The organism is Streptomyces sp. NPDC043680, assembly GCF_056436685.1.
In genome coordinates this window covers 87,666-110,964 of the sequence record NZ_JBWKCE010000003.1, presented here as the reverse complement: position 1 = coordinate 110,964, position 23,299 = coordinate 87,666, and the positions used below count along the sequence as shown (strand labels likewise).

The 23,299-nt window shown below is 72.4% G+C and carries 24 protein-coding genes, 3 tRNA genes and 2 pseudogenes; 14 read left to right on the top strand and 15 right to left on the bottom strand.

The genetic code is table 11. The features are described from left to right. The first annotated feature begins 172 nt into the window (after window positions 1-172). The 3 genes from AC0666_RS07065 to AC0666_RS07055 all read left to right on the top strand — a co-directional run bounded on the left by AC0666_RS07065 (window position 173) and on the right by AC0666_RS07055 (window position 1,122). Window positions 173-263, top strand: a tRNA-Ser gene (locus tag AC0666_RS07065). A gap of 231 nt (window positions 264-494) precedes the next feature. After that, window positions 495-567 (top strand) — tRNA-Arg (locus tag AC0666_RS07060). Window positions 568-756: 189 nt separating this feature from the next. Next, on the top strand, window positions 757-1,122 hold the full coding sequence (locus tag AC0666_RS07055; RefSeq protein ID WP_468966285.1) for a PH domain-containing protein: 366 nt from the start codon (window positions 757-759) through the stop codon (window positions 1,120-1,122). A 38-nt stretch (window positions 1,123-1,160) separates the two neighbouring features. Here the strand turns inward: AC0666_RS07055 and AC0666_RS07050 are convergent, their stop codons facing one another. Beyond that, window positions 1,161-2,072, bottom strand: a complete 912-nt coding sequence (locus tag AC0666_RS07050) for an SMP-30/gluconolactonase/LRE family protein (RefSeq protein WP_478707230.1) — start codon at window positions 2,070-2,072, stop codon at window positions 1,161-1,163. A gap of 115 nt (window positions 2,073-2,187) precedes the next feature. Here AC0666_RS07050 and AC0666_RS07045 point away from each other — a divergent pair, with 115 nt between their 5' ends. From AC0666_RS07045 to AC0666_RS07005, 9 genes are all read left to right on the top strand, one after another. After that, window positions 2,188-2,622 carry an Lrp/AsnC family transcriptional regulator gene (locus AC0666_RS07045; RefSeq protein WP_356845552.1) on the top strand — a complete coding sequence of 145 codons (435 nt, stop codon included), beginning with the start codon at window positions 2,188-2,190 and terminating at the stop codon, window positions 2,620-2,622. After that, window positions 2,619-3,527 (top strand): DUF2797 domain-containing protein, encoded by a 909-nt coding sequence (locus AC0666_RS07040; protein ID WP_478707229.1) that lies wholly within the window; start codon window positions 2,619-2,621, stop codon window positions 3,525-3,527. Before AC0666_RS07045 ends, AC0666_RS07040 begins: the two co-directional genes overlap by 4 nt. A gap of 110 nt (window positions 3,528-3,637) precedes the next feature. Beyond that, window positions 3,638-3,976: an antibiotic biosynthesis monooxygenase family protein gene (locus AC0666_RS07035; protein ID WP_478707228.1), complete on the top strand. Its 339-nt coding sequence runs from the start codon at window positions 3,638-3,640 to the stop codon at window positions 3,974-3,976. Then, a complete protein-coding gene (locus tag AC0666_RS07030) occupies window positions 3,960-4,847 on the top strand; it encodes an amidohydrolase family protein (RefSeq protein ID WP_478707227.1) in 888 nt (295 codons plus the stop codon). The genes AC0666_RS07035 and AC0666_RS07030 overlap by 17 nt, the downstream gene beginning before the upstream one ends. A gap of 69 nt (window positions 4,848-4,916) precedes the next feature. Continuing rightward, the gene (locus AC0666_RS07025; RefSeq protein WP_468583347.1) at window positions 4,917-5,684 is read left to right on the top strand and encodes a response regulator transcription factor; all 768 of its coding nucleotides are present in this window, start codon (window positions 4,917-4,919) and stop codon (window positions 5,682-5,684) included. Between the two features lie 5 nt (window positions 5,685-5,689). Continuing rightward, entirely contained in the window at window positions 5,690-7,255 is a 1,566-nt protein-coding gene (locus AC0666_RS07020; RefSeq protein WP_468966298.1) for a sensor histidine kinase, read from the top strand. Window positions 7,256-7,280: 25 nt separating this feature from the next. Continuing rightward, window positions 7,281-8,549 carry a bifunctional glycosyltransferase family 2/GtrA family protein gene (locus AC0666_RS07015; RefSeq protein ID WP_478707226.1) on the top strand — a complete coding sequence of 423 codons (1,269 nt, stop codon included), beginning with the start codon at window positions 7,281-7,283 and terminating at the stop codon, window positions 8,547-8,549. Next, the gene (locus AC0666_RS07010) at window positions 8,546-10,774 is read left to right on the top strand and encodes a glycosyltransferase family 39 protein (RefSeq protein ID WP_478707225.1); all 2,229 of its coding nucleotides are present in this window, start codon (window positions 8,546-8,548) and stop codon (window positions 10,772-10,774) included. Before AC0666_RS07015 ends, AC0666_RS07010 begins: the two co-directional genes overlap by 4 nt. A 90-nt stretch (window positions 10,775-10,864) precedes the next feature. Next, on the top strand, window positions 10,865-11,518 hold the full coding sequence (locus tag AC0666_RS07005; protein WP_468966306.1) for a TetR/AcrR family transcriptional regulator: 654 nt from the start codon (window positions 10,865-10,867) through the stop codon (window positions 11,516-11,518). 37 nt (window positions 11,519-11,555) lie between these two features. Here the strand turns inward: AC0666_RS07005 and AC0666_RS07000 are convergent. Both AC0666_RS07000 and AC0666_RS06995 read right to left on the bottom strand, forming a co-directional pair. Further along, window positions 11,556-13,103, bottom strand: a pseudogene (locus AC0666_RS07000) (MDR family MFS transporter); the annotation flags it as partial. Window positions 13,104-13,216: 113 nt separating this feature from the next. Next, a pseudogene (locus AC0666_RS06995) lies at window positions 13,217-13,633 on the bottom strand (MarR family winged helix-turn-helix transcriptional regulator); the annotation flags it as partial. A 129-nt stretch (window positions 13,634-13,762) separates the two neighbouring features. Here AC0666_RS06995 and AC0666_RS06990 point away from each other — a divergent pair. Beyond that, window positions 13,763-14,005, top strand: a complete 243-nt coding sequence (locus tag AC0666_RS06990; protein ID WP_361715888.1) for a hypothetical protein — start codon at window positions 13,763-13,765, stop codon at window positions 14,003-14,005. 141 nt (window positions 14,006-14,146) lie between these two features. On the opposite strand, the gene AC0666_RS06985 is transcribed toward AC0666_RS06990, so the two are convergent. The 10 genes from AC0666_RS06985 to AC0666_RS06940 form a co-directional block, all read right to left on the bottom strand. Beyond that, window positions 14,147-14,890, bottom strand: a complete 744-nt coding sequence (locus tag AC0666_RS06985; protein ID WP_478707224.1) for a hypothetical protein — start codon at window positions 14,888-14,890, stop codon at window positions 14,147-14,149. Window positions 14,891-14,956: 66 nt separating this feature from the next. Continuing rightward, complete coding sequence (locus tag AC0666_RS06980) at window positions 14,957-15,805, bottom strand: RNA polymerase sigma factor SigF (RefSeq protein WP_356845539.1); 849 nt, start codon at window positions 15,803-15,805, stop codon at window positions 14,957-14,959. A gap of 220 nt (window positions 15,806-16,025) precedes the next feature. Further along, on the bottom strand, window positions 16,026-17,123 hold the full coding sequence (locus tag AC0666_RS06975) for an RNA polymerase sigma factor SigF (protein WP_478707223.1): 1,098 nt from the start codon (window positions 17,121-17,123) through the stop codon (window positions 16,026-16,028). 263 nt (window positions 17,124-17,386) lie between these two features. Continuing rightward, complete coding sequence (locus AC0666_RS06970) at window positions 17,387-17,548, bottom strand: hypothetical protein (protein ID WP_356845537.1); 162 nt, start codon at window positions 17,546-17,548, stop codon at window positions 17,387-17,389. 296 nt (window positions 17,549-17,844) lie between these two features. Further along, the gene (locus AC0666_RS06965; RefSeq protein ID WP_468966317.1) at window positions 17,845-18,135 is read right to left on the bottom strand and encodes a hypothetical protein; all 291 of its coding nucleotides are present in this window, start codon (window positions 18,133-18,135) and stop codon (window positions 17,845-17,847) included. Window positions 18,136-18,399: 264 nt separating this feature from the next. Further along, window positions 18,400-18,484 (bottom strand) — tRNA-Ser (locus AC0666_RS06960). A gap of 57 nt (window positions 18,485-18,541) precedes the next feature. Beyond that, window positions 18,542-19,024, bottom strand: a complete 483-nt coding sequence (tadA, locus tag AC0666_RS06955; RefSeq protein WP_468966535.1) for a tRNA adenosine(34) deaminase TadA — start codon at window positions 19,022-19,024, stop codon at window positions 18,542-18,544. Between the two features lie 8 nt (window positions 19,025-19,032). Beyond that, window positions 19,033-19,581 carry a tRNA adenosine deaminase-associated protein gene (locus AC0666_RS06950; RefSeq protein WP_468583488.1) on the bottom strand — a complete coding sequence of 183 codons (549 nt, stop codon included), beginning with the start codon at window positions 19,579-19,581 and terminating at the stop codon, window positions 19,033-19,035. 346 nt (window positions 19,582-19,927) lie between these two features. Next, window positions 19,928-20,122, bottom strand: a complete 195-nt coding sequence (locus AC0666_RS06945; protein ID WP_468966319.1) for a hypothetical protein — start codon at window positions 20,120-20,122, stop codon at window positions 19,928-19,930. Window positions 20,123-20,230: 108 nt separating this feature from the next. Then, window positions 20,231-21,175, bottom strand: a complete 945-nt coding sequence (locus AC0666_RS06940; RefSeq protein ID WP_478707222.1) for a universal stress protein — start codon at window positions 21,173-21,175, stop codon at window positions 20,231-20,233. Between the two features lie 245 nt (window positions 21,176-21,420). Here AC0666_RS06940 and upp point away from each other — a divergent pair, with 245 nt between their 5' ends. Further along, on the top strand, window positions 21,421-22,056 hold the full coding sequence (gene upp, locus AC0666_RS06935; protein WP_356845531.1) for a uracil phosphoribosyltransferase: 636 nt from the start codon (window positions 21,421-21,423) through the stop codon (window positions 22,054-22,056). A gap of 120 nt (window positions 22,057-22,176) precedes the next feature. Here the strand turns inward: upp and AC0666_RS06930 are convergent, their stop codons facing one another. Together AC0666_RS06930 and AC0666_RS06925 are read right to left on the bottom strand one after the other, a co-directional pair. Next, on the bottom strand, window positions 22,177-22,848 hold the full coding sequence (locus tag AC0666_RS06930; protein ID WP_478707221.1) for a LytR C-terminal domain-containing protein: 672 nt from the start codon (window positions 22,846-22,848) through the stop codon (window positions 22,177-22,179). A gap of 154 nt (window positions 22,849-23,002) precedes the next feature. Further along, window positions 23,003-23,299 (bottom strand): type II toxin-antitoxin system VapB family antitoxin, encoded by a 297-nt coding sequence (locus AC0666_RS06925; protein ID WP_114058229.1) that lies wholly within the window; start codon window positions 23,297-23,299, stop codon window positions 23,003-23,005.

Here is a 23,299-nt window from a genome sequence, read left to right as displayed (position 1 = left end):
CGGGTCGCCGGGGTGCCGGGGTCGCCGGGCGCACCGGAGTGCACACACGTGCTCCGGGCGGGCTTAAGGCTTTGCTCCGGGGCCAGCTGTCCTAGTACCGTGGGAGCGGATTGGTGACCGGCCCTTCGACTGTGTCATCATCTGCACGCACCCTCGTACGCGGGGGTGTGCTGGAGGCGTCGCCTAGTCCGGTCTATGGCGCCGCACTGCTAATGCGGTTTGGGGCTTACCCCCCATCGAGGGTTCAAATCCCTCCGCCTCCGCACCTCACCGAAGCCCCGGTCCCCACGGACCGGGGCTTCGGTGCATTCCGGCCGCGGGCCTCCATCACCCCAACACCGTCCCGACATCCGTGCGAACCCCGCCGGATGATCTCGTTCCGGAGCGTTTCCGCAGGTCAGAACCAGTTTGGGCAATGGATTTCGCGTCCCGCCGAGGTCCATGTATTGTTGTTCTCGCAAGGCCAACGGGGCGAAAAACCCCGAGAAGCCCAAGCACTCGTAGCTTAACGGATAGAGCATCTGACTACGGATCAGAAGGTTGCAGGTTCGAATCCTGCCGAGTGCACAGCCGAAGAGGCCCCCCGGTTCGCCGGGGGGCCTCTTGCGTTGCCGGGTGGAGGGCGGGGGGTCCTCCTCGGTGAGGAGGGGGACCCGGACGGGGTTCGGGGTGGGGGTCCGTCCGGTGGGGGACGATCTCCGGCGGGGGCGTGGGTACCGTGCCGGGAGATCCGTCGAAACCGCAGGGGGGCCTCTCATGGGACTGTTCGGGAACGCGCACACCGTCGATCCGGTGTCGGCGCAGCGGGACTACGCGCGGCTGCTCGGGCACGGGGAGCGGGTGCATGCCGCGTTTCTGTTGATACGGGACACCATCCTGTTCACCGACCGGCGGCTGGTGCTGGTCGACAAGCAGGGGCTCACCGGGAAGAAGGTGGAGTACCACTCCATCCCGTACCGGAGCATCACGCACTTCTCGGTCGAGACCGCCGGCCACTTCGACCTCGACGCCGAGCTGAAGATCTGGCTCTCCGGCAGCGCGACCCCGATCGAGAAGACGTTCACCAAGGGTGTGGACATCTACGAGGTGCAGGCGATCCTCACCCAGTTCGTCGCCCGGTAGGCCGAGGGTCGGTGTGCCCCCGCGGGTCCGGTGGCTCGTCACAGGACCCGGGGGAGGCCCGTCACCGAGACGACGAGGGAGTAGAGCGACGTGGTCGCGGTGATGAAGAGGCGGTTGTTCTTCGGGCCGCCGAAGGCGATGTTCGAGACCGGTTCGGGGACGCGGAGGCGGCCGATCAGGGTGCCGTCCGGGGCGTAGCAGTGCACGCCGTTCTCCATCGCCGCCGCCCACAGCCGGCCCTGGTCGTCGAAGCGGATGTTGTCGACGGGGCGGCAGGTCGTGAAGACGCGGTCCCCGGTCAGGGTGCCCTCGTCGGTGACCTTGAAGGCGCGGATGTGGCCCGCCCGGGTGTCTGCCGCGTACAGCTCGCGCTCGTCCGGGGAGAAGACCAGGCCGTTGGGGCCCAGGAAGCCGTCCGCGACCAGGCGCACTTCCCCGGTCACCGGGTCGGCCCGGTAGAGGTTGCACGCGCCGATCTCGCTCTGGGCGCGGTGTCCCTCGTAGTCGCTGGTGATGCCGAAGTCCGGGTCGGAGAACCAGATCGAGCCGTCCGAGCGGACCACCGCGTCGTTCGGGCTGTTGAGCCGCTTGCCCTCGAAGCGGTCCGCGATGACCGTGAGGGTGCCGTTCGGCTCCGTGCGGGTGACGCGCCGGTTGCCCTGCTCGCAGGTGATCAGGCGGCCCTCGCGGTCCAGGGTGTTGCCGTTGGGGTGGCCGGCCGGGGTGCGGAAGACGGAGACCGCGTTGGTCGCCTCGTCCCAGCGCAGCATGCGGTCGTTGGGGATGTCGCTCCACACCAGTTGCCGCCAGGCCGGCAGGTACAGCGGGCCCTCCGCCCAGCGGCAGTCGTCGTACAGCCGCTCCAGGCGCGCGTCGCCGTTGGCGCAGCGGCCGGTGCGGAAGCGCTCGTCCAGGATCTCGTACAGGTTGAGATCGGCAATGGGTGACATGCTTCCCCCTAAGATGTGATTGACCGAATGGTGTTCGGCTCAGGGGTGAGATTGCAGGATCATGTACCGTCTGCGCAAGGGATTCCATGGAAACGGGATGGGAAGGGAAGATCGCGTGGACGACATCGACCGGGCGCTCGTCCTGCGTCTGCAGCAGGACGCGGGCCAGTCGTACGCCGCCCTCGGCGCCGCCGTCGGGCTCTCGGCCGGAGCCACGCACGAGCGCGTGCGCAAGCTGCGCGAGCGCGGAGTCATCCGCCGCACGACGATCGACGTGGACCCTGCGGCCGTCGGGAGCGGGGTGCTCGCCTACGTGATGGTCGACTCCAACGCCTGGATGGGGGACTCCCGCCCCGCGTTCGAGGCCATCGCCGAGATCCAGGAGGCGCACATCATCGCGGGCAGTGCGTCGGTCCTGGTCAAGGTGCGCACGGCCTCCACCGAGCAGCTCCAGGACGTGCTGCGCCGCCTCTACGCCATCGAGGGGGTCAGCGGTACGCACGCCACCGTCGTCCTGGAGACCTTTTTCGAGCGGGCCCTGCCCCTGTGACCTGGTGGTGCACCGGGATCCGGTGGAACGACGGGCGGCCCGCCATCGGGTGGTACGCCGAGGGGCGCGGCGAGCGCACCAGCCCGCTCGCCTACGGGCAGCGTCCCGCGTTCGCGGCGCGCGGGGAGCGGCGCTGCCTCGGGGTGCGCCGGGCCGGGAGGCGGACCCCGTGTCCGACCACCGCCACCGTGCCCGCCCGGGCGGGGAACGCCCAGTGCCCCGAATGCGCTCGCCTGGACCGGTCGTTCTCGGTGGCGGCCGACACCAACGCCGCCGATCCGCGGCCGTACCGGGTCTACCTCGCCTGGTTCGGGCCGGGCATGGTCAAGGTCGGCATCACCGTCGAGGAGCGCGGTCCGGTGCGGCTGCTGGAGCAGGGGGCGGTGACCTGGGCCTGGCTGGGGCGGGGGCCGCTGATGGCCGCCCGCCGCACCGAGGAGCTGCTGCGGGCGGCCCTCGGGGTGCCGGACCGGATCCCGTACGCCCGCAAGCGCGCCGTACGGGGGCACCTGCCGGCCGGGGAGGAGCGGGCCCGGGAGGTCGCCGAGCTGCATGCCCGGGCCGCCGCGCTGGCGGGATGGCCGGAATCGCTGGACCGTCTGGCCTGCGAAGTCACCGACCATGCGGGCGTCTTCGGGCTGGCGGGACTGCCCGCCCCGACGAAGGTGGTCACCGCGATGGCGCCCGGCGGGACCGTCGTCGGCCGCCTCGTCGCCGCGGCGGGTCCCGATCTGCACTTCGCGGACGGGCTCGTGGTCGACACCCGCCTGCTGGCCGGCTGGGAACTCGTCGCCCCCGGAGCCGATGCAGCCGAGGGCGCGGCAGGGGTGCCGGTCGCCGGGATCCCGCCCGTGCCCTCCGGTGACGGCGGTGGCGACGGCGGCGGGCAGGAGGGCCTCTTCTGACCGCAGCCGCGGCCGCGGCCCTGAGCGGCGGGTCAAAACTTGGATCCCTTTGGCTCCTCGGACCTCTTTCCGGTGGACATGCCGGGGGGCCTGCGCGGAGGGTGGTCGGCATGACCATCCAGCCCGTACCCGCTTTCGAACCGCCTTACGTCATGGCGGTGTTCAGCAGTGTCCGCACGTCCGAAGACACCGGCTACCCGGAGACCCTCGCCCGGATGGGCGAGATCGTCCGGGGCAATCCCGGCTTCCTCGGCTACGAGTCCGCCCGCTCCCCCGGCGGCCTCGGCATCACCGTCGCGTACTTCCGCGACCACGAGTCCCTGACCCTGTGGCGGCAGGACCTGGAGCACCAGGCGGCCATGGAGCAGGGCCGCTCCGACTGGTACGAGAGCTACACCCTGCACGTCGCCACCGTCGAGCGGAGTCACGGCTTTGTCCGCAACGGCTGAGGCGGTCCGCGCCTTCCGCGAGCGGCTCGGGCTGCCCGGACTCGTCGACGTGCACACCCACTTCATGCCCGCACGGGTCCTGGAGAAGGTGTGGGACTACTTCGACGCGGTCGGCCCGCTGACCGGTGTCGCCTGGCCCATCACCTACCGGCACGAGGAGGAGCAGCGGGTCGCGCTGCTGCGTGCGTTCGGGGTCCGCGCCTTCACCTCCATGCTCTACCCGCACAAGCCGGAGATGGCGGCCTGGCTCAACTCCTGGTCCGCGGACTTCGCCGCCCGCACTCCCGACTGCCTGCACACCGCGACCTTCTTCCCGGAGGAGCAGGCGGCCGGGTACGTCCGCCAGGCCGTCGAGGCCGGCGCCCGGGTGTTCAAGGCGCACCTCCAGGTCGGCGGGTACGACCCGAACGACGAGCGGCTCGAACCCGTCTGGGGGCTGCTCGCCGAGGCCCGGATCCCGATCGTGATCCACTGCGGTTCGGGTCCGGTTCCCGGCAAGCACACCGGGCCCGAGCCGATCGCCCGGCTGCTGGCCCGCCACCCGCGGCTGCCGCTGATCGTCGCGCACATGGGCATGCCGGAGTACGCCGACTTCCTGGACCTGGCCGACCGCCACCCCGAGGTGCGGCTGGACACCACCATGGCCTTCACCGACTTCTCCGAGCAGTTCGGCGGGTTCCCGCCGGGGGACCTCGGACGGCTGGCGGACCTCGGCGACCGGATCCTCCTCGGCACCGACTTCCCGAACATCCCCTACCCCTACGAACACCAGCTCCTCGCCCTCGAACGGCTCGGTCTCGGTGACGCCTGGCTGCGCGCCGTCTGCCATGACAACGGGGCCCGGCTGTTCGGCCTGGGCCCGAACCCCTGAGAGGCGTTTCTCAGGAAATTCACAGGGAGGAACAAGAACGCTCTCAGAGGCGGCGGCCAGCGTGGTCGCATGACAGCGACGACCACATCCCATGCGTCCACGTCCGCCGGCACGCCCACGGCCCTCGTACGGCCCGACGGCACCCCGTGCCGGGTCCTCGTCGTCGACGACGAAGCCTCGCTCTCCGAGCTGCTGTCCATGGCCCTGCGCTACGAGGGCTGCGAGGTCCGCAGCGCGGGGGACGGGGCCGGCGCGGTGCGGGCCGCGCGGGAATTCCGGCCGGACGTCGTGGTACTCGACATCATGCTCCCCGACATGGACGGGCTGGCCGTGCTCGGCCGGCTGCGCCGCGAGCTCCCGCAGGTCCCGGTGCTGTTCCTGACCGCGAAGGACTCCGTCGAGGACCGGATCGCCGGCCTGACGGCGGGCGGGGACGACTACGTCACCAAGCCGTTCAGCCTGGAGGAGGTCGTGGCCCGGCTGCGCGGACTGGTCCGCCGCTCCGGTGCGGCGCAGGCCGCACGCGGCGGCTCCGTCCTGGCCGTGGGTGACCTGCGGCTCGACGAGGACAGCCACGAGGTGTCCCGGGGCGGTCAGGAGATCCACCTGACCGCCACCGAGTTCGAGCTGCTGCGCTACCTCATGCGCAACCCGCGGCGCGTGCTGAGCAAGGCGCAGATCCTGGACCGCGTGTGGTCGTACGACTTCGGCGGCCAGGCCAATGTCGTCGAGCTGTACATCTCCTACCTTCGGCGGAAGCTGGAGAGCGGCCCCGGCCTGCCCCCGATGATCCACACCCGGCGCGGCGCCGGATACCTGATCAAGCCGGCCGAGTAGTGGCAGTGCGACGGCCGCGCCTCGCGTTCAGGGGCGGGGCCCGTTGGCTGCGCCCGCCGCGGGCCTGGTCCCTGCGGGCCCGGCTCGTCGTCTCCGCGGTGGCGCTGATCGCCGTCGTGGGCGCGGCCATCGGGGCCGTCACCACCCTCGCGCTGCGCTCCTACCTCGTCGACAAGCTCGACGAGCAGCTGCGCGTCTCCGTCGAGATGGCGACCCACGGAGCCGGCGCGGCGAAGGCCGCCCGCGACAAGGACGCCTTCATCCTGGGCCCCGGCAGCCCGCTCGGCACCGCCGGCATCCGGCTCGACGCCAACGGCAGGGCCGTCGGCACCGGCGGCCGCAGCGCCGCCGTCGGCGGCCCCGGGTACGAGCCCCGCCAGCCCCTCACCGCCGTCCAGGCCGCCGCCTTCGAGCGGGCCGCCCGCAGGGCCGCCGGACAGGACCGGCCCGAGGCCGTCGATCTGGACCTGCCGGGACTCGGTGCCTACCGGGCGCTGACCGCGCCCGACGGCAGCCTGATCCTCGGCTTCCCGCTCGCCGAGGTCGACTCCACCGTGAGCACCCTGATCGCCGTCGAGGTCTTCGTCACCCTGGCCGGCCTGATCGCCGCCTCGCTCGCCGGACAGGCCCTGGTCGGGGTCGCCCTGCGTCCGCTGCGCCGGGTGGCGGCCACCGCCACCCGCGTCTCCGAACTGCCGCTGCACAGTGGGGAACCCGACCTCCACGAGCGGGTGCCGGATGCCGAAGCCGACCCGCGCACCGAGGTCGGCCAGGTCGGCGCGGCCCTCAACCGGATGCTGGGCCACGTCTCCTCCGCCCTCACCGCCCGCCAGCAGAGCGAGATGCGGGTCCGGCAGTTCGTCGCGGACGCCAGCCATGAGCTGCGCACCCCGCTCGCCTCCATCCGCGGATACGCCGAACTCACCCGCCGCGGGCGGGAAGAGCCCGGTCCCGACACCCGGCACGCCCTCGGCCGCATCGAGTCCGAGGCGACCCGGATGACCGGCCTCGTCGAGGACCTGCTGCTGCTGGCCCGGCTCGACGCGGGCCGTCCGCTCTGCTCGACCGACACCGACCTGGCCCCGCTCGTCATCGATGCCGTCAGCGACGCCCGGGCCGCCGGGCCCGAGCACCACTGGCGCCTGACCCTCCCCGACGAGCCCGCGCCCGTCCGCGCCGACCCGGCCCGGATCCAGCAGGTCCTGGTCAACCTGCTCGCCAACGCCCGAACCCACACCCCGCCCGGCACCACTGTCACGGCCCACGTTTCACGTGAAACATCCGCCGTCCGGCTGCGGATCGAGGACGACGGGCCCGGCATCCCGCCCGCCCTGCTCCCCCATGTCTTCGAGCGGTTCGCGCGCGGCGACGCCTCGCGCTCACGCAACGCGGGCTCCACCGGTCTCGGACTCGCCATCGTCGAAGCCGTGGTGAGCGCGCACGACGGCCGGGTCGACGTACGCAGCGAGCCGGGGCGGACCTGCTTCGAAGTCCTGCTGCCCCTGGCCGCGGAACGCGAGCGCACGGAGCGGAACTCACAGACAGGGCACAGGCTCAGCACACAGCGGTGACAGCCCGCCGGGCGAGGGTCGGGGCATGCCAATCGACACCTCTCTGGGCGCCCTCCCCGCTCGGACGCACCTCGCGCCCGTGCCCGGCGAGCCCGTACTCGACGTGGTGATCCCGGTCTTCAACGAGGAGAACGACCTCGGCCCGTGCGTGCGCCGGCTCCACGACCACCTCACCCGTACCTTCCCCTACCCCTTCCGGATCACGATCGCCGACAACGCGAGCACCGACCGCACCCCGCAGGTCGCGGCCGCCCTTGCGGGCACCGTCGACGGCGTACGCAGCACCCGCCTGGAGGAGAAGGGCCGCGGCCGCGCCCTGCGCACCGTCTGGTCCCGCTCCGAGGCCCCCGTCCTCGCGTACATGGACGTGGACCTCTCCACCGACCTCAACGCGCTGCTGCCGCTGGTCGCCCCGCTGATCTCCGGACACTCCGACCTCGCCATCGGCACCCGCCTCGCCCGCTCCTCACGGGTGGTGCGCGGAGCCAAACGGGAGTTCGTCTCCCGCGCCTACAACCTGCTCCTGCGGTCCTCGCTCGCCGCCCGCTTCAGTGACGCCCAGTGCGGGTTCAAGGCCATCCGGCGGGACGTCGCCCAGCGCCTGCTGCCGCTCGTGGAGGACTCGGGCTGGTTCTTCGACACCGAGATGCTGGTGCTCGCCGAACGGGCCGGACTGCGGATCCACGAGGTGCCGGTGGACTGGGTCGACGACCCAGACTCCACCGTCCACATCGTGAAGACCGCCACCGAGGACCTCAAGGGCGTCTGGCGGGTGGGCCGGGCCCTGGCCGTGGGCGCACTGCCGCTCGACCGGCTCGCCCGCCCCTTCGGGGACGATCCGCGCGACCGCAGCGCCCTGCCCGGGCTGCCGAGCGGCCTGGCCCGCCAGCTCTTCGGCTTCTGCGCCGTCGGCGTGCTGTCCACCGTGGGCTATCTGCTCCTGTACTCCCTCTTCCGGCTCGGCACCGGCCCGCAGCTCGCCAACGCCGCCGCCCTGCTGGTCTCCTCCGTGGCGAACACCGCGGCCAACCGCCGGCTCACCTTCGGGGTCCGAGGCCGGGCCAGGGCCGTCCGCCACCAGGCGCAGGGGCTCGTCGTGTTCGCCGTCGGCCTGGCGCTGACCAGCGGCTCCCTCGCCGCGCTCGGCGCCGCCACCTCCCGCCCCGCCCACAGCACCGAACTGGCCGTCCTGATCACGGCCAACCTCGCCGCCACCGTGCTGCGGTTCCTGCTCTTCCGCGCCTGGGTCTTTCCCGATCGGCGCATCACCCCTGTGAAGGACGACATCCGATGACCACGGCCGTACCCCCCATGGACTCCCCGTTCCCGGAACGGGCCCCGACCCCGCAGTCGCCGACGACCGCCGCCGGGGCGAGCTCCGCGCACTCCCGCCGGGAGCGCCCCCGCTGGGAGCGGCCCGCCTACGCGGCGCTCCTCCTGGTCACGGCCGTCCTGCTGCTGTGGAACCTGGGCGCCTCCGGCTACGCCAACTCCTTCTACTCCGCCGCCGTCCAGGCGGGCAGCGAGAGCTGGAAGTCCTTCTTCTTCGGCTCGTCGGACGCCGGGAACTCCATCACCGTCGACAAGCCCCCGGCCGCCCTGTGGCCGATGGCCCTGTCCGTGCGGCTGTTCGGACTGGGCTCCTGGCAGATCCTCGTCCCGCAGGCTCTGATGGGCGTCGGCACCACCGCCGTGCTGTACGCCGCGGTACGCCGCCACTTCGGGCCCGCGGCAGCCCTGATCAGCAGCGCGGTCTTCGCGCTGACGCCGGTCGCCGCGCTGATGTTCCGCTTCAACAACCCCGACGCGCTGCTCACCCTGCTGCTGACGGTCACCGTCGCCTGCGTGCTGCGTGCGCTCGACGGCGCCCACACGAAGTGGCTGGTCTGGGCGGGAGTCGCGATCGGCTTCGCCTTCCTGACCAAGACCCTGCAGGCCTTCGTCATCCTGCCGCCGCTGGCCCTCGTGTACGCCGTCTGCGCACCCACCCGCTTGCGCCGCCGACTCGGGCAACTGCTGCTCGCCGGTGCCGCGATGGTGGTGGCGGGCGGCTGGTGGGTGGCGATCGTGGAGCTCTGGCCGGCGGCCTCCCGCCCGTACATCGGCGGCTCGCAGACCAATTCCTTCCTGGAGCTGACCCTCGGCTACAACGGCCTCGGCCGGATCAACGGCAACGAGACCGGCAGCGTCGGCGGCGGTGCACGCCCTGGCGGAGCCGGTGGCGGCGGTGGCGGCGGCTGGGGGGAGACCGGGATCGACCGGCTCTTCTCGGCCACCATCGGCGGTCAGATCTCCTGGCTGCTGCCCGCCGCCCTGATCATGCTGGTGGCCGGACTGGTCATCACCTGGCGGGCCCGCCGCGCCGCCGACTCCCTGGAGGGCATGGCCCGCGCCGCCTTCCTGGTCTGGGGCGGGGCGCTGCTGATCACCACCCTCGTCTTCAGCTACATGCAGGGCATCTTCCACGAGTACTACACCGTGGCGCTGGCGCCCTTCGTGGCCGCGCTCGTCGGGATGGGCACCGCGCTGCTGTGGGAGGAACGGGGCAGCCGGGCCGCCGCGGTCACGCTGTCCGGCACCCTCGCTCTGACCGCCGTGTGGTCGTACGTCCTGCTGGGGCGCTCCTCCGGCTACCTGCCGTGGCTGCGCTGGACGGTCCTGGCGGCCGGTGCGGCCGCCGCCCTCGGGCTGCTCCTCGGGGCCCGGCTCGGCCGCCGTTTCGCGGTGGGAGCGGCGGCCCTGGGCCTGGGCGCCGCCCTGGCCGGTCCGCTCGCGTACTGCCTGACCACCGTGGACTCCGCGCGCGGAGGGTCGATCGTGACGGCCGGGCCCGCGGTCGCGGGCGGCCGGATGGGCATGCGGTTCCCCGGGGGCGGGGACCTTCCGCCGGGCGCCGCCCCGCAGGGCCCCAGCCAGGGACAGCAGGGCCAGGGGCAGCAGGGACGGCAGGGCGGTCCTCAGGGAGGCCCCCGGGGCGGGGCGGGCAACGCGGCCCAGGGGTTCCCGGGCGGCGGCCCCTTCGGCGCCGGGATGCCCGGGGGAGCCACCGGAGTCCCCGGCGAGCGCTCCGGGCGCGGCGGTACCGCAGGCGGCCCCGGCGGACTGTTGAACGGTACGAAGCCCAGCGCACAGGCCACGGCGGCGCTGCGCAAGGATGCGGACGCCTACACCTGGGCGGCGGCCGCCGTCGGCGCCCAGAACGCGGCGAGCTACCAGCTGGCCTCCGGTCAACCGGTGATGCCCGTCGGCGGCTTCAACGGCAGCGACCCGTCGCCGACCCTGGTGAAGTTCCAGGAGTACGTGAAGTCCGGGAGGATCCACTACTTCATCGGTGAGGGCAACGGCTCAGGCGGCGAGGCCACGCGCGGTGGTGGTCCCGGCGGCCCGGGCGGCCCCGGCGGCTCCACGAGCACCGCCATCGCGAGCTGGGTGCGGGCCAATTTCCGCTCCGTCACCGTCGGCAGTGCCACCTTCTACGACCTGACGGCCCCTCTGAACGGCGTGTCCACCCCGTCCTGAACCAGGCGGAACGCGAGGGGCACCCTCTAGCATCAAGTGGGCGGACCGGGCATTCCGGGCTGATCCAGCTGTTGTGAGGAGGGTGCCTCCATGGTGACCGCTGCCGATTCCGGCACGACCCGAACCAGCGTGTGGCTGGCCTCCCGGCCGGCCGCCCCCGCCAGACGCCGCAGTGAGGCGCCGTCCGGCCTGGACCGGGAGCGGATCACCTGCGCGACGGTCCGGCTGCTCGACGCCGAAGGACTGGCCCGGTTCTCCATGCGGCGCCTGGCGGCCGGGCTCGGGGTCACCGCGATGTCCCTGTACTGGTACGTGGACACCAAGCACGACCTGCTCGAACTCGCCCTCGACCGGGCGCTGGGCGAGCTCACCCTGCCGCAGACCGGTCCGGCCGGGTCGGCCCCCGAGGGCTGGCCCGGCCGGCTGCGTCTGCTCGCCTTCGGCTACCGGCGGCTGCTGGCGGACCACCCCTGGGTGGCTCCGCTGACCGCGGCGTGCCCGAACATCGGCCCGCACGCCCGGGCCTTCGACGCGGCGCTGCAGCGGCTGCTCGATGCCACCGGCCTGACGGAGGGCGCCCGGACCGGCGCCCACCTGGCCGTGTCGCAGTTCCTGCACGGCTGCGGGGGCTCGATCCGGGGGGCGACCGAAGGCGACTTCGGCCTGGCGCTCGACGTCCTGATCGCCGGTATCGAGGCGAAGGCCGCCGCACGGAACGGCCTGCCGGCCCGGGGCCGGGCCTAGCGGGCCGCTCCCCGCGTGCCCCCCGGAGCGGCTATTCGGCTGCCGCGGCGGCCGGCGTCGAGGCTGCCGCCGGGGTGTGCACCGCCGGCTTCGACTTCAGGGCGACCTCCTTGATGAACAGCACCAGGATCAGCCCGAGGAGCGCACAGGGAGCGGCGTAGAGGAAGACATCGCCGACGCCGTGCCCGTACGCGGACTCGATGACCTGGCGGAACGGCGCGGGGAGCTTGTCCAGGTCGGGGATCCCTCCCCCGGCGGTGCCGCCGTGGCCCATGGCCGCCGCCTTCGGGCCGAGTGCGGCCAGCCCGTCCTTGACGTAGTGGGTGACCCGGTTGGCCATGACCGCGCCGAGCGCCGAGACGCCCATGGCGCCGCCGAGCGAGCGGAAGAAGGTGACGACGGAGCTGGCCGCGCCCAGGTCCTCGGGGGCCACCTGGTTCTGGGTGGCGAGGACCAGGTTCTGCATCATCATGCCGAGACCGAGGCCGGTCAGCGCCATGTAGACCGCGATGTGCCAGTACGGGGTGTCGTACCGCAGGGTGCCCAGCAGGCCGAGCCCGGCCGTCAGCAGGACGCCGCCGGAGACGAGCCAGGCCTTCCACTTGCCGGTCTTGGTGATCACCTGACCGGAAACCGTGGAGGAGACGAAGAGCCCGCCGATCATCGGAATCGTCAGGATTCCGGACATCGTGGGGGACTCACCTCGGGCCAACTGGAAGAACTGGCTGAAAAACACCGTGCCCGAGAACATCGCGATGCCGACGAACAGCGAGGCGGCCGAGGCGAGGCTGATGGTCTTGTTGCGGAACAGGCGCAGCGGGATGATCGGGTCGCTCGCCCGGGACTCCACGAGCACGAAGAGCACGCCGAGCACCACCGCGCCGCCGGTCATCGCAACGGTGGTCCAGGACAGCCAGCCGTACGAGTCCCCGGCCTGGGTGACCCAGATCAGCAGCAGGGAGACGGCTCCGCTGATCAGGAAGGCGCCGAGCCAGTCGACCTTGACGTCGCGGCGGACGACCGGGAGGCGCAGCGTCTTCTGCAGGACGATCAGGGCGATGATCGCGAACGGGACGCCGACGTAGAAGCACCAGCGCCAGCCCAGCCACTCGGTGTCGGTGATGACGCCGCCGAGCAGCGGACCGCCGACGGTGGCGACGGCGAACACCGCGCCGAGGTAGCCGCTGTACCGGCCGCGCTCGCGCGGGGAGATCATCGCGGCCATCACGATCTGGGCGAGGGCGGACAGGCCGCCGACGCCGATGCCCTGGACCACGCGGCAGGCGATGAGCATGCCGGTGTTCTGGGACATGCCGGCGACCACGGAGCCGAGGACATAGATGACCAGGGATATCTGGACCAGCAGCTTTTTGCTGAAGAGGTCGGAGAGCTTGCCCCAGAGCGGGGTCGCCGCCGTCATCGACAGCAGGGCCGCGGTGACGACCCAGGTGTAGGAGGACTGGGTGCCGCCGAGGTCGCTGATGATCTGCGGCAGGGCGTTGGAGACGATCGTGGACGACAGGATCGCCACGAACATGCCGAGCATGAGCCCGGACAGCGCCTTCATGATCTGCGGGTGGGTCATGGGGGCGGGGGCGGGCGCGGGCACGCCGTCGGAAGTGGTCTCCGACGGGCCGCCTGCCCGCACACCGGTGGGTGTGGGGGTAGCCATGTGGTTCCTTCGTCCGGAAGTGTCTAGAAGCTCGATCGGAGCCGGGACAGCAGGGTGTTCAGTACGTCGATGTCGTGGGCGGACCAGTCGGCGAGCGCTCTTTCGAGGGCGCCGGTGTACCGGGCGCCGAGCTCGGCGAGCAGCGCGCGGCCGGCCGGGGTGAGCCGCAGGATCCGGCAGCGGCCGTCTCCGGGGTCGATGTCGCGGGTGATCCACCCGCGGTCGGCGACGTGGGCCACGTGGCGGCTGGTCACGGAGATGTCGACGGCCATGTGGTCGGCGAGGCGGCTGAGCCGCATCTCACCGTGGCGGTCGAGCAGCGTGAGCACGGCGGCGGAGCCGGGCGGACAGTCCGCGGGGAGCATGCGGGCGAGATCACGCTTGACCGCGCCGATGCCGGTGAGCTGGCGGGCCAGCTCCTCGTAGCGGGGGGCGGTGGTCACCGGGTGTCCCCCTCTCCCTCTCGGTAGTTGTTGCTTAGGGCAACCATAGAAGCCATTGGTTGCTACAGGCAAATGAATCCGGAGGGTGGGGCGGTAAAGGAATCGGAAAACCCGCTAGGGTCCTGACCCATGGCTGCGAACCAGTACTCGAACTCGAACCACAACTCCCAGGGTCCCGAGGGCAACTACGACCCCGCGGGCAGCACCCAGATGTTCCGGGCGTTCGTCGAGGAGGCCGAGCCCGTGCGGGCGGCCGCCCCCGGCTCGCGGCGGCAGGCGAAGCCGGCCGGCTCGAAGACCGGGGCCCGGCTGGGTCTGGCCCTCGGCCTCGTGCTCCTCATCGGCGCGGTCGCCTGGCTGGCCCTGCGCTGAGCCCTTGGGTCGAGCCCGGAGCCGCGCCCTTGGGTCGAGCCCGGGGCTGAGCCCTTGGGTCAAGCCAGGGGCCGAGCCTGGGTCAAGTCCGGGGCCGAGCCTTTGGGCCGAGCGCCGGGTCAAGCCCTGGGCGCACGACGCTCAGCTCCAGGTGGCCGTGGCCCGGCGGGTCTCCACGTGCATGCCCAGGGGGACCCGCCAGGACTCCACGCAGACCGTGTAGGTCTGCGTACTCGTCGTGCCACCCGGGATGGGCGCGGGCAGCGGCTGGGACGTGGTGATCGTCGCCCAGTCGATGCCGAGGGCGCCGATGATGTGCGTCTCGAAGCCGACCGTGCCCGAACGGGCCGCCGTGCTGCCGGTGTTGGTGAATCCCACGGTCACCCGCTCGCACCAGCGGTCCGCCGCCGGAGCGCGGGTCAGCGGGCCGGGCGTCAGCCGCGCCGGAGTGGACGCGGGCGGCAGTGTGGTTCCCGGGGTGGTGCCGGGGGTGGTCCCCGGGGTGCCGCCCGGCGGGGCGCCGGGGGTGGTGGGCCGGGTGGGGGTCGGCCTCGCCCCGGGGGCGGTGGAGGGCGGCAGCGGGGCGCCGGGCGCGGTGCTCGTGGCTCCGCCCTGGGCGGAGCCGGCCGGGGGCTGGACCTCCGGTGCGCCGGGCGCCGTACGCGTGGAGGACGGGGATCCGCCCGCCGCCGACGGGCCGGAGAGCGGCTGGAACTCCACCGGGGCCTGCGGGGCGACGTTGTCGCCCGCGACCCGCTCCGGGCCGGGGGCCACCGCGCCCGCGGCCGCGTAGCCGTCGCGTACGGGGCCGCCGCAGCCGGTCAGGCCGGCGGCGGCCGTGCAGCACAGGGCGAGGAGGGTGAACGCGCGCGGTCCCATTCGCATCGCGGTAGTGTCGCTGACTCCGCGTCAGATGGGAACCCGTACGCGCTCACCGGCCGGGCGCCGCCCTCACTCGCCGATCAGGCCCACCCGCAGCTGCGCGAGCGTGCGCGTCAGCAGCCGCGAGACGTGCATCTGGGAGATGCCGACCTCCTCGCCGATCTGCGACTGGGTCATGTTCGCGAAGAACCGCAGCATGATGATCTGCCGTTCCCGGGGCGGGAGTTTGGCGAGCAGCGGCTTCAGCGACTCGCGGTACTCGACGCCTTCGAGGGCGCTGTCCTCGTAGCCGAGGCGGTCCGCGAGGGAGCCCTCGCCGCCCTCGTCCTCGGGGGAGGGCGAGTCGAGCGAGGAGGCGGTGTAGGCGTTGCCGACGGCGAGACCGTCAACCACGTCCTCCTCCGACACCCCGAGCACGGCGGCCAGTTCGGGCACCGTCGGCGAGCGGTCGAGCTTCTGTGCGAGCTCGTCGCTGGCCTTGGTGAGGGCGAGGCGCAGTTCCTGGAGGCGGCGCGGGACGCGCACGGACCAGGACGTGTCCCTAAAGAATCGTTTGATCTCGCCCACGACCGTCGGCATGGCGAACGTCGGGAACTCCACCCCGCGTTCGCAGTCGAACCGGTCGATCGCCTTGATCAGGCCGATCGTGCCGACCTGGACGATGTCCTCCATCGGCTCGTTGCGGCTGCGGAAGCGGGCGGCCGCGTACCGCACGAGGGGCAGGTTCAGCTCGATCAGGGTGTCGCGTACGTACGCCCGTTCGGGGCTGTCCGCGTCCAGGGCGGCAAGTCGCTGGAAGAGGGAGCGGGAGAGGGTGCGGGTGTCGATGGCTTCCGAGCGGTCGAACGCTGCAGGTGCTGCCGGCGCCTCGCTCTTGACGAGTGTGAGCACCTTGGAGCTGCCCTGATCTACGGACATGCCACCCCCTTGAGGTCGCGGACGGTCGCGTTGGGCGCGCCCGTCGGAGGAACGCAGCCTCCACCTGAATACCGGAGGCGGGGCTGCGGCAAACGCGGTTCCAGCAGAATGTCACATGTCGGCAACGCGCTGTAGCGCCATGTCGACATATGTCTCCAGCGACAGAGCGGAATGAGCCCGTTCTGTCGGGAAACGGTGGAGCGATCTCCACTCGTTCCGGTTAAGCCTCGATCCTGTTTGCGGATCGCAGGCGCGCGAAGCTCCGCGCGAGCAGCCGGGACACGTGCATCTGGGAGACCCCGAGCTCCGCGCTGATCTGCGACTGCGTCAGATTGTTGTAGTACCGCAGCAGCAGGATCCTTTGTTCACGTTCGGGCAGCTGTACGAGGAGGTGCCGTACGAGGTCGCGGTGCTCGACACCGGCGAGCTCGGGGTCCTCGTAACCGAGGCGGTCCAGCAGCCCGGGCAGCCCGTCACCCTCCTGGGCGGCCTCCAGCGAGGTGGCGTGGTAGCTGCGGCCGGCCTCGATGCACGACAGCACCTCCTCCTCCGTGATCCGCAGCCGCTCGGCGATCTCGGGGGTGGTCGGGGTCCGGCCGTGCAGGGTGGTGAGGTCCTCGGTGGCGGCGTTCACCTGCACCCACAGCTCGTGGAGCCGGCGCGGCACGTGGACGGTGCGGACGTTGTCGCGGAAGTACCGCTTGATCTCGCCCACGACGGTCGGCATGGCGAAGGTGGGGAACTGCACCCCGCGGTCGGGGTCGAAGCGGTCGATGGCGTTGATGAGCCCGATCGTGCCGACCTGGACCACGTCCTCCATCGGCTCGTTGCGGCTGCGGAAGCGGGCGGCCGCGTAGCGGACGAGCGGGAGGTTGGCCTCGATCAGGGCCCCGCGCACCCGGTTGTGCTCGCTGGTGCCCGGCTGGAGCCCTTTCAGCTGCCCGAACAGGACCTGGGTGAGGGCCCGGGTGTCGGCGCCCCGCCCCTGCGGCCTGGGGGCGGCCGGCGGCTCCTCGGGGGCCTGCGGGAGGGCCTCCGGCCGGGCGTGCGGGGTGTCGGCCGCCCGGGCCGCTCCGGCCGGGGCATCCGGCCGGGTGCCCGGTTGGGGGTGCGGCTGGGGGTGCGGCTGGGCCTCATGCTGGGGCGGGACCTGGGCGTCGTGGCCGCTCCCGTGCTCGGTCTGCTCCTCGGTCTGCTGCTCGGCCTGCTGCTCGACCTTCTTCTCGACCTGTCGGGTCTGCTGGACCTGGTGGATCTGCTCGATCCCGTGCTGGGAGCCGTGCTGAGGTCCGTGCTGGGGGTCCTGCTGGGGTGGCACCTGAGGCGCTGTACTGGCCGGCACGGTCACGCCACCCCTTCATGTAACTCATCCGTCAAAAGCGGTCATAGCATCACAAGACATGTGCACTGTGTGCAAGCACCGTATATCGCCGTGTTGAGGGCAAGTTGGGCATAATGGGGTGTTTTGGGTGGGGCCACGACAAGGCCGGCCCGGGCGGCGCGGGAGCGCGCCGGTAACGCAAAACCCCCCACCCGTCGGAGTGGGGGGCCGGAAGTCCGGAAGCCGCTTCAGCGTACGGGTCAGCGCACCAGTTCGGTCATGAACGCGCCGATGCCGTGGGCGGCGTCCGAAATGCCCTGGAAGCCTATTTTGACGATGTCGGCGGCCTTGACCGGCTGGGTGATGATCACGAAGAGGACGAACACCAACAGTCCACCCATGATCATCTTCTTGGTTTCCATGAGCGGTGTCGGCCTCCCCAACCGGGCTTTGCGCAGTCGGGTGAGTCTAACCGGTCATGTCCGGGCACTCACCCGGGCTCTATGGACCAACGGCCCGGCGTCCCGGGCCTTTTGCCGCTGGGTGCGCGGGGCGCGCGGCGCAGTATGGAAGACGAACCCACCGGTTCTGGCAGGAAACCGGTGGGTGAGGGACAGGGCTTCACTGCGGGCTCCGGGCCGCGGGCTTCCCCCTGACCGCGGCCCGGACGTGCAGGTCCGTCCTCGCCGGCGAAAGCGCCGGCGGGCGGCCCGGACGGCTACTGGATGGCGCCGGCCAGGCCCAGGACGGGCTCGACGGGGGCGATCACGGGCGCCAGGTGGTTCGGCAGGTCCATCAGCTGGCCGAGCTGGTTCAGCCCGGGGGTGACCATGGAGCCGATCTCCTGCACGGAGCCGGGCGTGGCCCCTTCCGGCATGTTCGGCGCCGCCTGCGGCAGGTCCGGGAGGGCGAGCGGGGCCAGGGGGGCGGCGGAGGCGGCCGGTGCGGCGAGGCCCGCGGCGGCCCCCGCGAGGGCGAAGGCGGCGAGCATGCGCTGGGTCTTGGTCATGCCGTGACAACGGCCGAGCGGGCGGCCGGTCACGCGCGGCCGCCCCCGCCCTCACCGGAGCGGAGTACGCACCGGCGGCCGTGCGGCCCGCGCCCGTTCGCACCGGCTGCCCCGAACGGCCGCGCCCGTCCGCGCCGGCGGCCCGGAACGGCCGCGTCCGTACGGGAACACCGCCGGGAGCGAGGCCGCCGCGAGCGCAAGAACGCCGCGAGCGCAAAGACGCCGAGAGCCCCGTCCCTTGCGGGGCGGGGCTCTCGGTAGAAGCGGTAGTGGAGGGATTTGAACCCCCGATGGGTTGCCCCATACTCGCTTTCGAGGCGAGCTCCTTCGGCCACTCGGACACACTACCGAGATGGATCCTAGCCTAAGGATCGGCATCCACTGAAATCGGTGTCGCCGAGCCGCCTCAGAGGTCCCTGAAGAAGTCCGTCAGCTGTTGCGCGCACTCCTCGCCGAGCACGCCGCGGACCACTTCGGGACGGTGGTTGAGCCTCCGGTCCCGTACGAGGTCCCACAGGGAGCCCGCCGCGCCCGCCTTCTCGTCCGCAGCCCCGTACACGACGCGCGCCACCCGCGACTGGACGAGCGCGCCCGCGCACATCACGCACGGCTCCAGGGTCACCACCAGGGTGCACCCCGCGAGCCGCCATTCCCCCAGCCGGGCGGCCGCCCGCCGCAGCGCCAGTACCTCGGCGTGCGCCGTCGGGTCGCCGGTGGCCTCCCGCTCGTTGTACCCGGTGGCGAGGAGACCCCCGTCCGGGCCCAGCACGACGGCGCCGACCGGCACATCGCCGGCCGGCACCGCCCGGGCGGCCTCCTGGAGCGCCAGGCGCATGGAGTCCCGCCACGGGTCCCGGACGGGATCGGGACCGTGCGTGGGGTGGTGCATGGCGATCACTAGCGGACGGCCTCCAGCACCTCGGTGGCGCCGAGGGAATCGGCGATCTCCGAGAGGGCGTCCCCGTCGAGGGTCATCAGTTGTTTGTGGCTGACGCCGAGGTCGTCGAGCAGCCGGGGGTCGCCGAGCGGACCGGCCGGGACCGGCTCCGCGCCCGACCCGACCTCCTCGTCCTCGCCGTCCTCCAGGTCGGTGAACGCCGAGATGGTGTCCTCCTCGCCGTCCTCGGTGCCGTCCAGGTCCAGTTCGTCGAGTTCGTCGTCCTCCTCGTCGCTGCCCAGCAGCTCGTCGGTCAGCATCGAGCCGTAGGAGCTGCGGGAGGCCGCGGAGGCGTTCGACACGAAGTACCGCGGGTCCTCCTCGCCGTCCACGCGGACGACGCCGAACCAGGCGTCCTCCTGCTCGATGAGGGCGACCACCGTGTCGTCGTCGACAGCGGCGGCACGGGCGAGATCGATCAGATCACTGAGGGACTCGACGTCGTCGAGTTCCATGTCGCTCGCTTCCCACCCGTCTTCGGTGCGCGCGAGCAGTGCGGCGAAATACACCGTGACTCTCCCACTGGTCATAGGCGTGCCGGTTGGAGGTCCCCCCGGCCGGAGGTGGGGAGGGTTGGAACGGCCGTCCTGCTCACCGTTTCGTGCCCCGCCCAATCGGCATCGTGGCAGAAACGGCGGCGTTGCGAGAGGTCTTCCGCGCTTGCGTCGTGCCGTGCCGTGCGCTCCGCGGGGTGCGAGGGTGCGGCGGGGCGGCCTGTCGGCCGCCGCCGATCCACCTGCGTCGCCCCGGCGCGGCGTCCCTTCGGCGGGCCGTACGGGCCGCTCCGCCGGGGCCGTACGGCGCGGTACGGATCGACCCGGCAGCTCGGCCGTGTCGCGCTCCGGGTGCCGGCCGCTACCAGCGGAAGGTGCGCATGCGCATCTGCTGGCGCATGCGCGCCGCGCGGGCGCGGCGGGGCTGGACGCGGTCGCGCAGGGCCCGCGCCTCCATCAGGTCGCGCAGGAACTGGGCCCGGCGCGCCCTTCGCTGCGCCACCGTCTCCGTCGCCTCGGACTCGTCATTCTGTTGGCTCGGCTGCGTGTCAGGCATCGGCCACCACCCCTGGCTGGTCCGGTCGTCCTCCTCCGCAGGCGCGAAGCAGACCCCCCTGCCTCCACTTTCCCCCGGGCAGGCCGATTGATGCCACCCCCGTGCAGGTCAGACGCTGTCCGACAGGGTCGGTACGACGGCCACCGGGCCGTGCGCGTGGTGCAGGACGGCGTGCGCCACCGATCCGATCATCAGGGACCCGACACTGCGCCGCGGATGGTGGCGTCCCACCACCACCAGCGCCGCCGACCGGGAGGCGGTCACCAGCCGGCCCGCGGCGTCCCCGGGGACGGCGGCCTGCTCGACCGGCACGTCGGGATACCGGGTCCGCCACGCTGCCAGCCGCTCCGTCTGGGACCTCAGCATCTCCCGTTCCGCCGGCACCGCGTCGCCGTCGTCGGCGAGGCCCTCCGGCGGGATCACCATGAAGGGGCTGTCGATCACGAGGGCCGGCGCGGGCGGGACCGCGTACGCGGAGACCACCTGGACGGTGGTCACCCGTGCGGCCGCCTCCGCGAAGGCGAAGTCCAGTACGTCGTCGGCGGTCTCGGCGGCGTGCAGGCCGAGCACCACCCGCCCGGCCGATGGCTCCGAGGCGGCCTCCACCCCGCGCGCCGCGTGCGGAACCACCACCACCGGGCAGGGGGCCGTCGCGGACACGGCGCGGCTGTTCGAGCCGAGCAGCAGGGCCGCGAAGCCGCCGCGGCCCCGGGAGCCCATGACCAGCATCCGGGCCTCGGCGCCGATCACCCTCAGGGCCTCGGGGACGGAGCCCTCCAGCGCCTCGTAGCGCACCTCGTCCGGCAGGTCGGCGGCCTTGGCCGCGGCGAGCAGGTCGCGGATCTGCTCGGCGACCGGGTCGGCGTACTGCTCGGGCTCGGAGGCGTCGGCCAGGGCGGAGCGGCGGGCCGCGTACAACTGGGAGCTGTCGGGGAGCACGTGGGCGACCAGGAGCCCGGTGCGGTGGCGCAGGGCCGCGGTCCGGGCCCATTCCAGGGCCGCCAGGCTGTGCTCGGATCCGTCGACGGCCGCGATCACCGGTGCGTTCCTCATCCGTCCAGCCTGCTGGGCGTGCGGGCGGGCCGCAATACGCGGGCCTGCGCCCCCCGGCCACCCCCAGGCCACCGCCGTCCGCAGCCCCGCCCGCCCGCCGCCGCCGCCTCGCCACCGCGCGGCCGACCGTTCGTACGCGCGCGGGTGCGCGCACCGCGTAGCCTTTTGCCTGTGGGTCGCGGAAACATGCGGCCGTTTTTGCAGGTCGCAGGTCGGAACCCGACAGCTGAGTCTTGGAGGATGTTGTGCGTTTGCAGGTCGTCGATCACCCGTTGGTGGCGCACAAACTGACCACCCTGCGCGACAAGCGCACCGACTCCCCCACCTTCCGTCGGCTCGCCGACGAGCTGGTGACCCTCCTCGCGTACGAGGCCACCCGCGACGTCCGCACCGAGCAGTCCGACATCACCACCCCGGTCGGCCCGACCACGGGTGTGAAGCTCTCGCACCCGCGCCCGCTGGTCGTGCCGATCCTGCGCGCCGGCCTGGGCATGCTGGACGGCATGGTGCGGCTGCTGCCGACCGCCGAGGTGGGCTTCCTCGGCATGGTCCGCAACGAGGAGACCCTGGAGGCCTCCACCTACGCGACGCGCATGCCGGAGGACCTCTCCGGACGCCAGGTCTACGTCGTCGACCCGATGCTGGCCACCGGCGGCACGCTCGTCGCGGCGATCCAGGAGCTGATCAAGCGCGGCGCCGACGACGTCACGGCCGTGGTGCTGCTGGCCGCGCCGGAGGGCGTCGAGGTCATGGAGCGCGAGCTCGCGGGCACGCCGGTGACGGTGGTGACGGCCGCGGTGGACGAGCGGCTCAACGAGCACGGCTACATCGTGCCGGGGCTGGGCGACGCGGGAGACCGCATGTACGGCTCGGCCGAGTAGGCAGAGCCGGTCAGGACGACAGGAACGCCGCAGGGCCGCCCTGGAGGGCGGCCCTGCGGCGTTCCGTTGGCGGCGCGGCGGCTCGGCTGCGCGGTCGGCGTGGTGGGCGTGGTCGGCGCGTCAGCAGGTCTTGGCGGGCGCGGGCTGCGGGTGAGCCAGGACGGCCAGTTCCCGGTCCGCGGTCTCCTTGGGGCTGAGCTCCTTGAAGGCGTCGCCGAGGATCAGGTCGATGTCCGCGCCCTCGCGGGCGTCGGTCTGCTGCGTGTCGCCCTCGATCTGGGTGCCCAGGACGGAGTAGGCGCCCTTGTCGGTCGTGGGGGAGCCGAGCAGTATCCCGGTGCCCGGCACCTTCTTGTCGAAGTCGGCGGGGGCGTTGCCGACCTTGCCGACGGTGAAGCCGCGCTTCTTGAGCTCGTCCCCGACGGCCTTGGCGAGTCCCGCGCGCGGCGTCGCGTTGTAGACGTTGACCGTGATCTGGCCCGGCTCGGGGAGGGTGACGGCGGGTGCGGCGGAGGCGTTGGCCGCGGCTGCCGCGGCGCCCCCCGCCTTCGGCTTGGCCGGTGTCGCCGTCGGGCAGTCCCGGCCGGCGGTGGCGTGGCGTTTTCCGCCGCTCCCGCCGCGGAAGACGTCCATGAGCTGCAGGGTCCCGTAGCCGAGCAGGGCGAGGCCAAGGACCGCTCCGAGCGCGGTGAGGACGATCCGACGGCGCCGCCGGGGCCGGCTCATGCGGGGGTAGGCCGCTCCCGTGACGCGGTACTTTCCGCCCATGCCGGGGGGAGTGAGCATGCTCATGGGCGCAGCGTAGTACCGCCCGCTGCCGATGCCCACCAAATGATGTGTTGATAGGGCAAGACCGACCCGAAAGGCGCAATCCGCGCGAACCGGAAGCGCCGGGAAAGCGCCGGGAAGCGTACGGATGGGCGGGCAGCCGGACAGGTCCTGGCGGTCAGTCCATTTCGAGGACGCGCGCGTGCAGGACCTGGCGCTGCTGGAGGGCCGCGCGTACGGCGCGGTGCAGGCCGTCCTCCAGGTAGAGGTCGCCCTGCCACTTCACGACGTGGGCGAAGAGGTCCCCGTAGAAGGTCGAGTCCTCGGCGAGCAGCGTCTCAAGGTCCAGCTGTCCCTTGGTGGTCACCAACTGGTCGAGCCGGACCGGGCGCGGGGCGACATCCGCCCACTGCCGGGTGGTTTCCCTGCCGTGGTCGGGGTACGGCCGCCCGTTTCCGATGCGCTTGAAGATCAC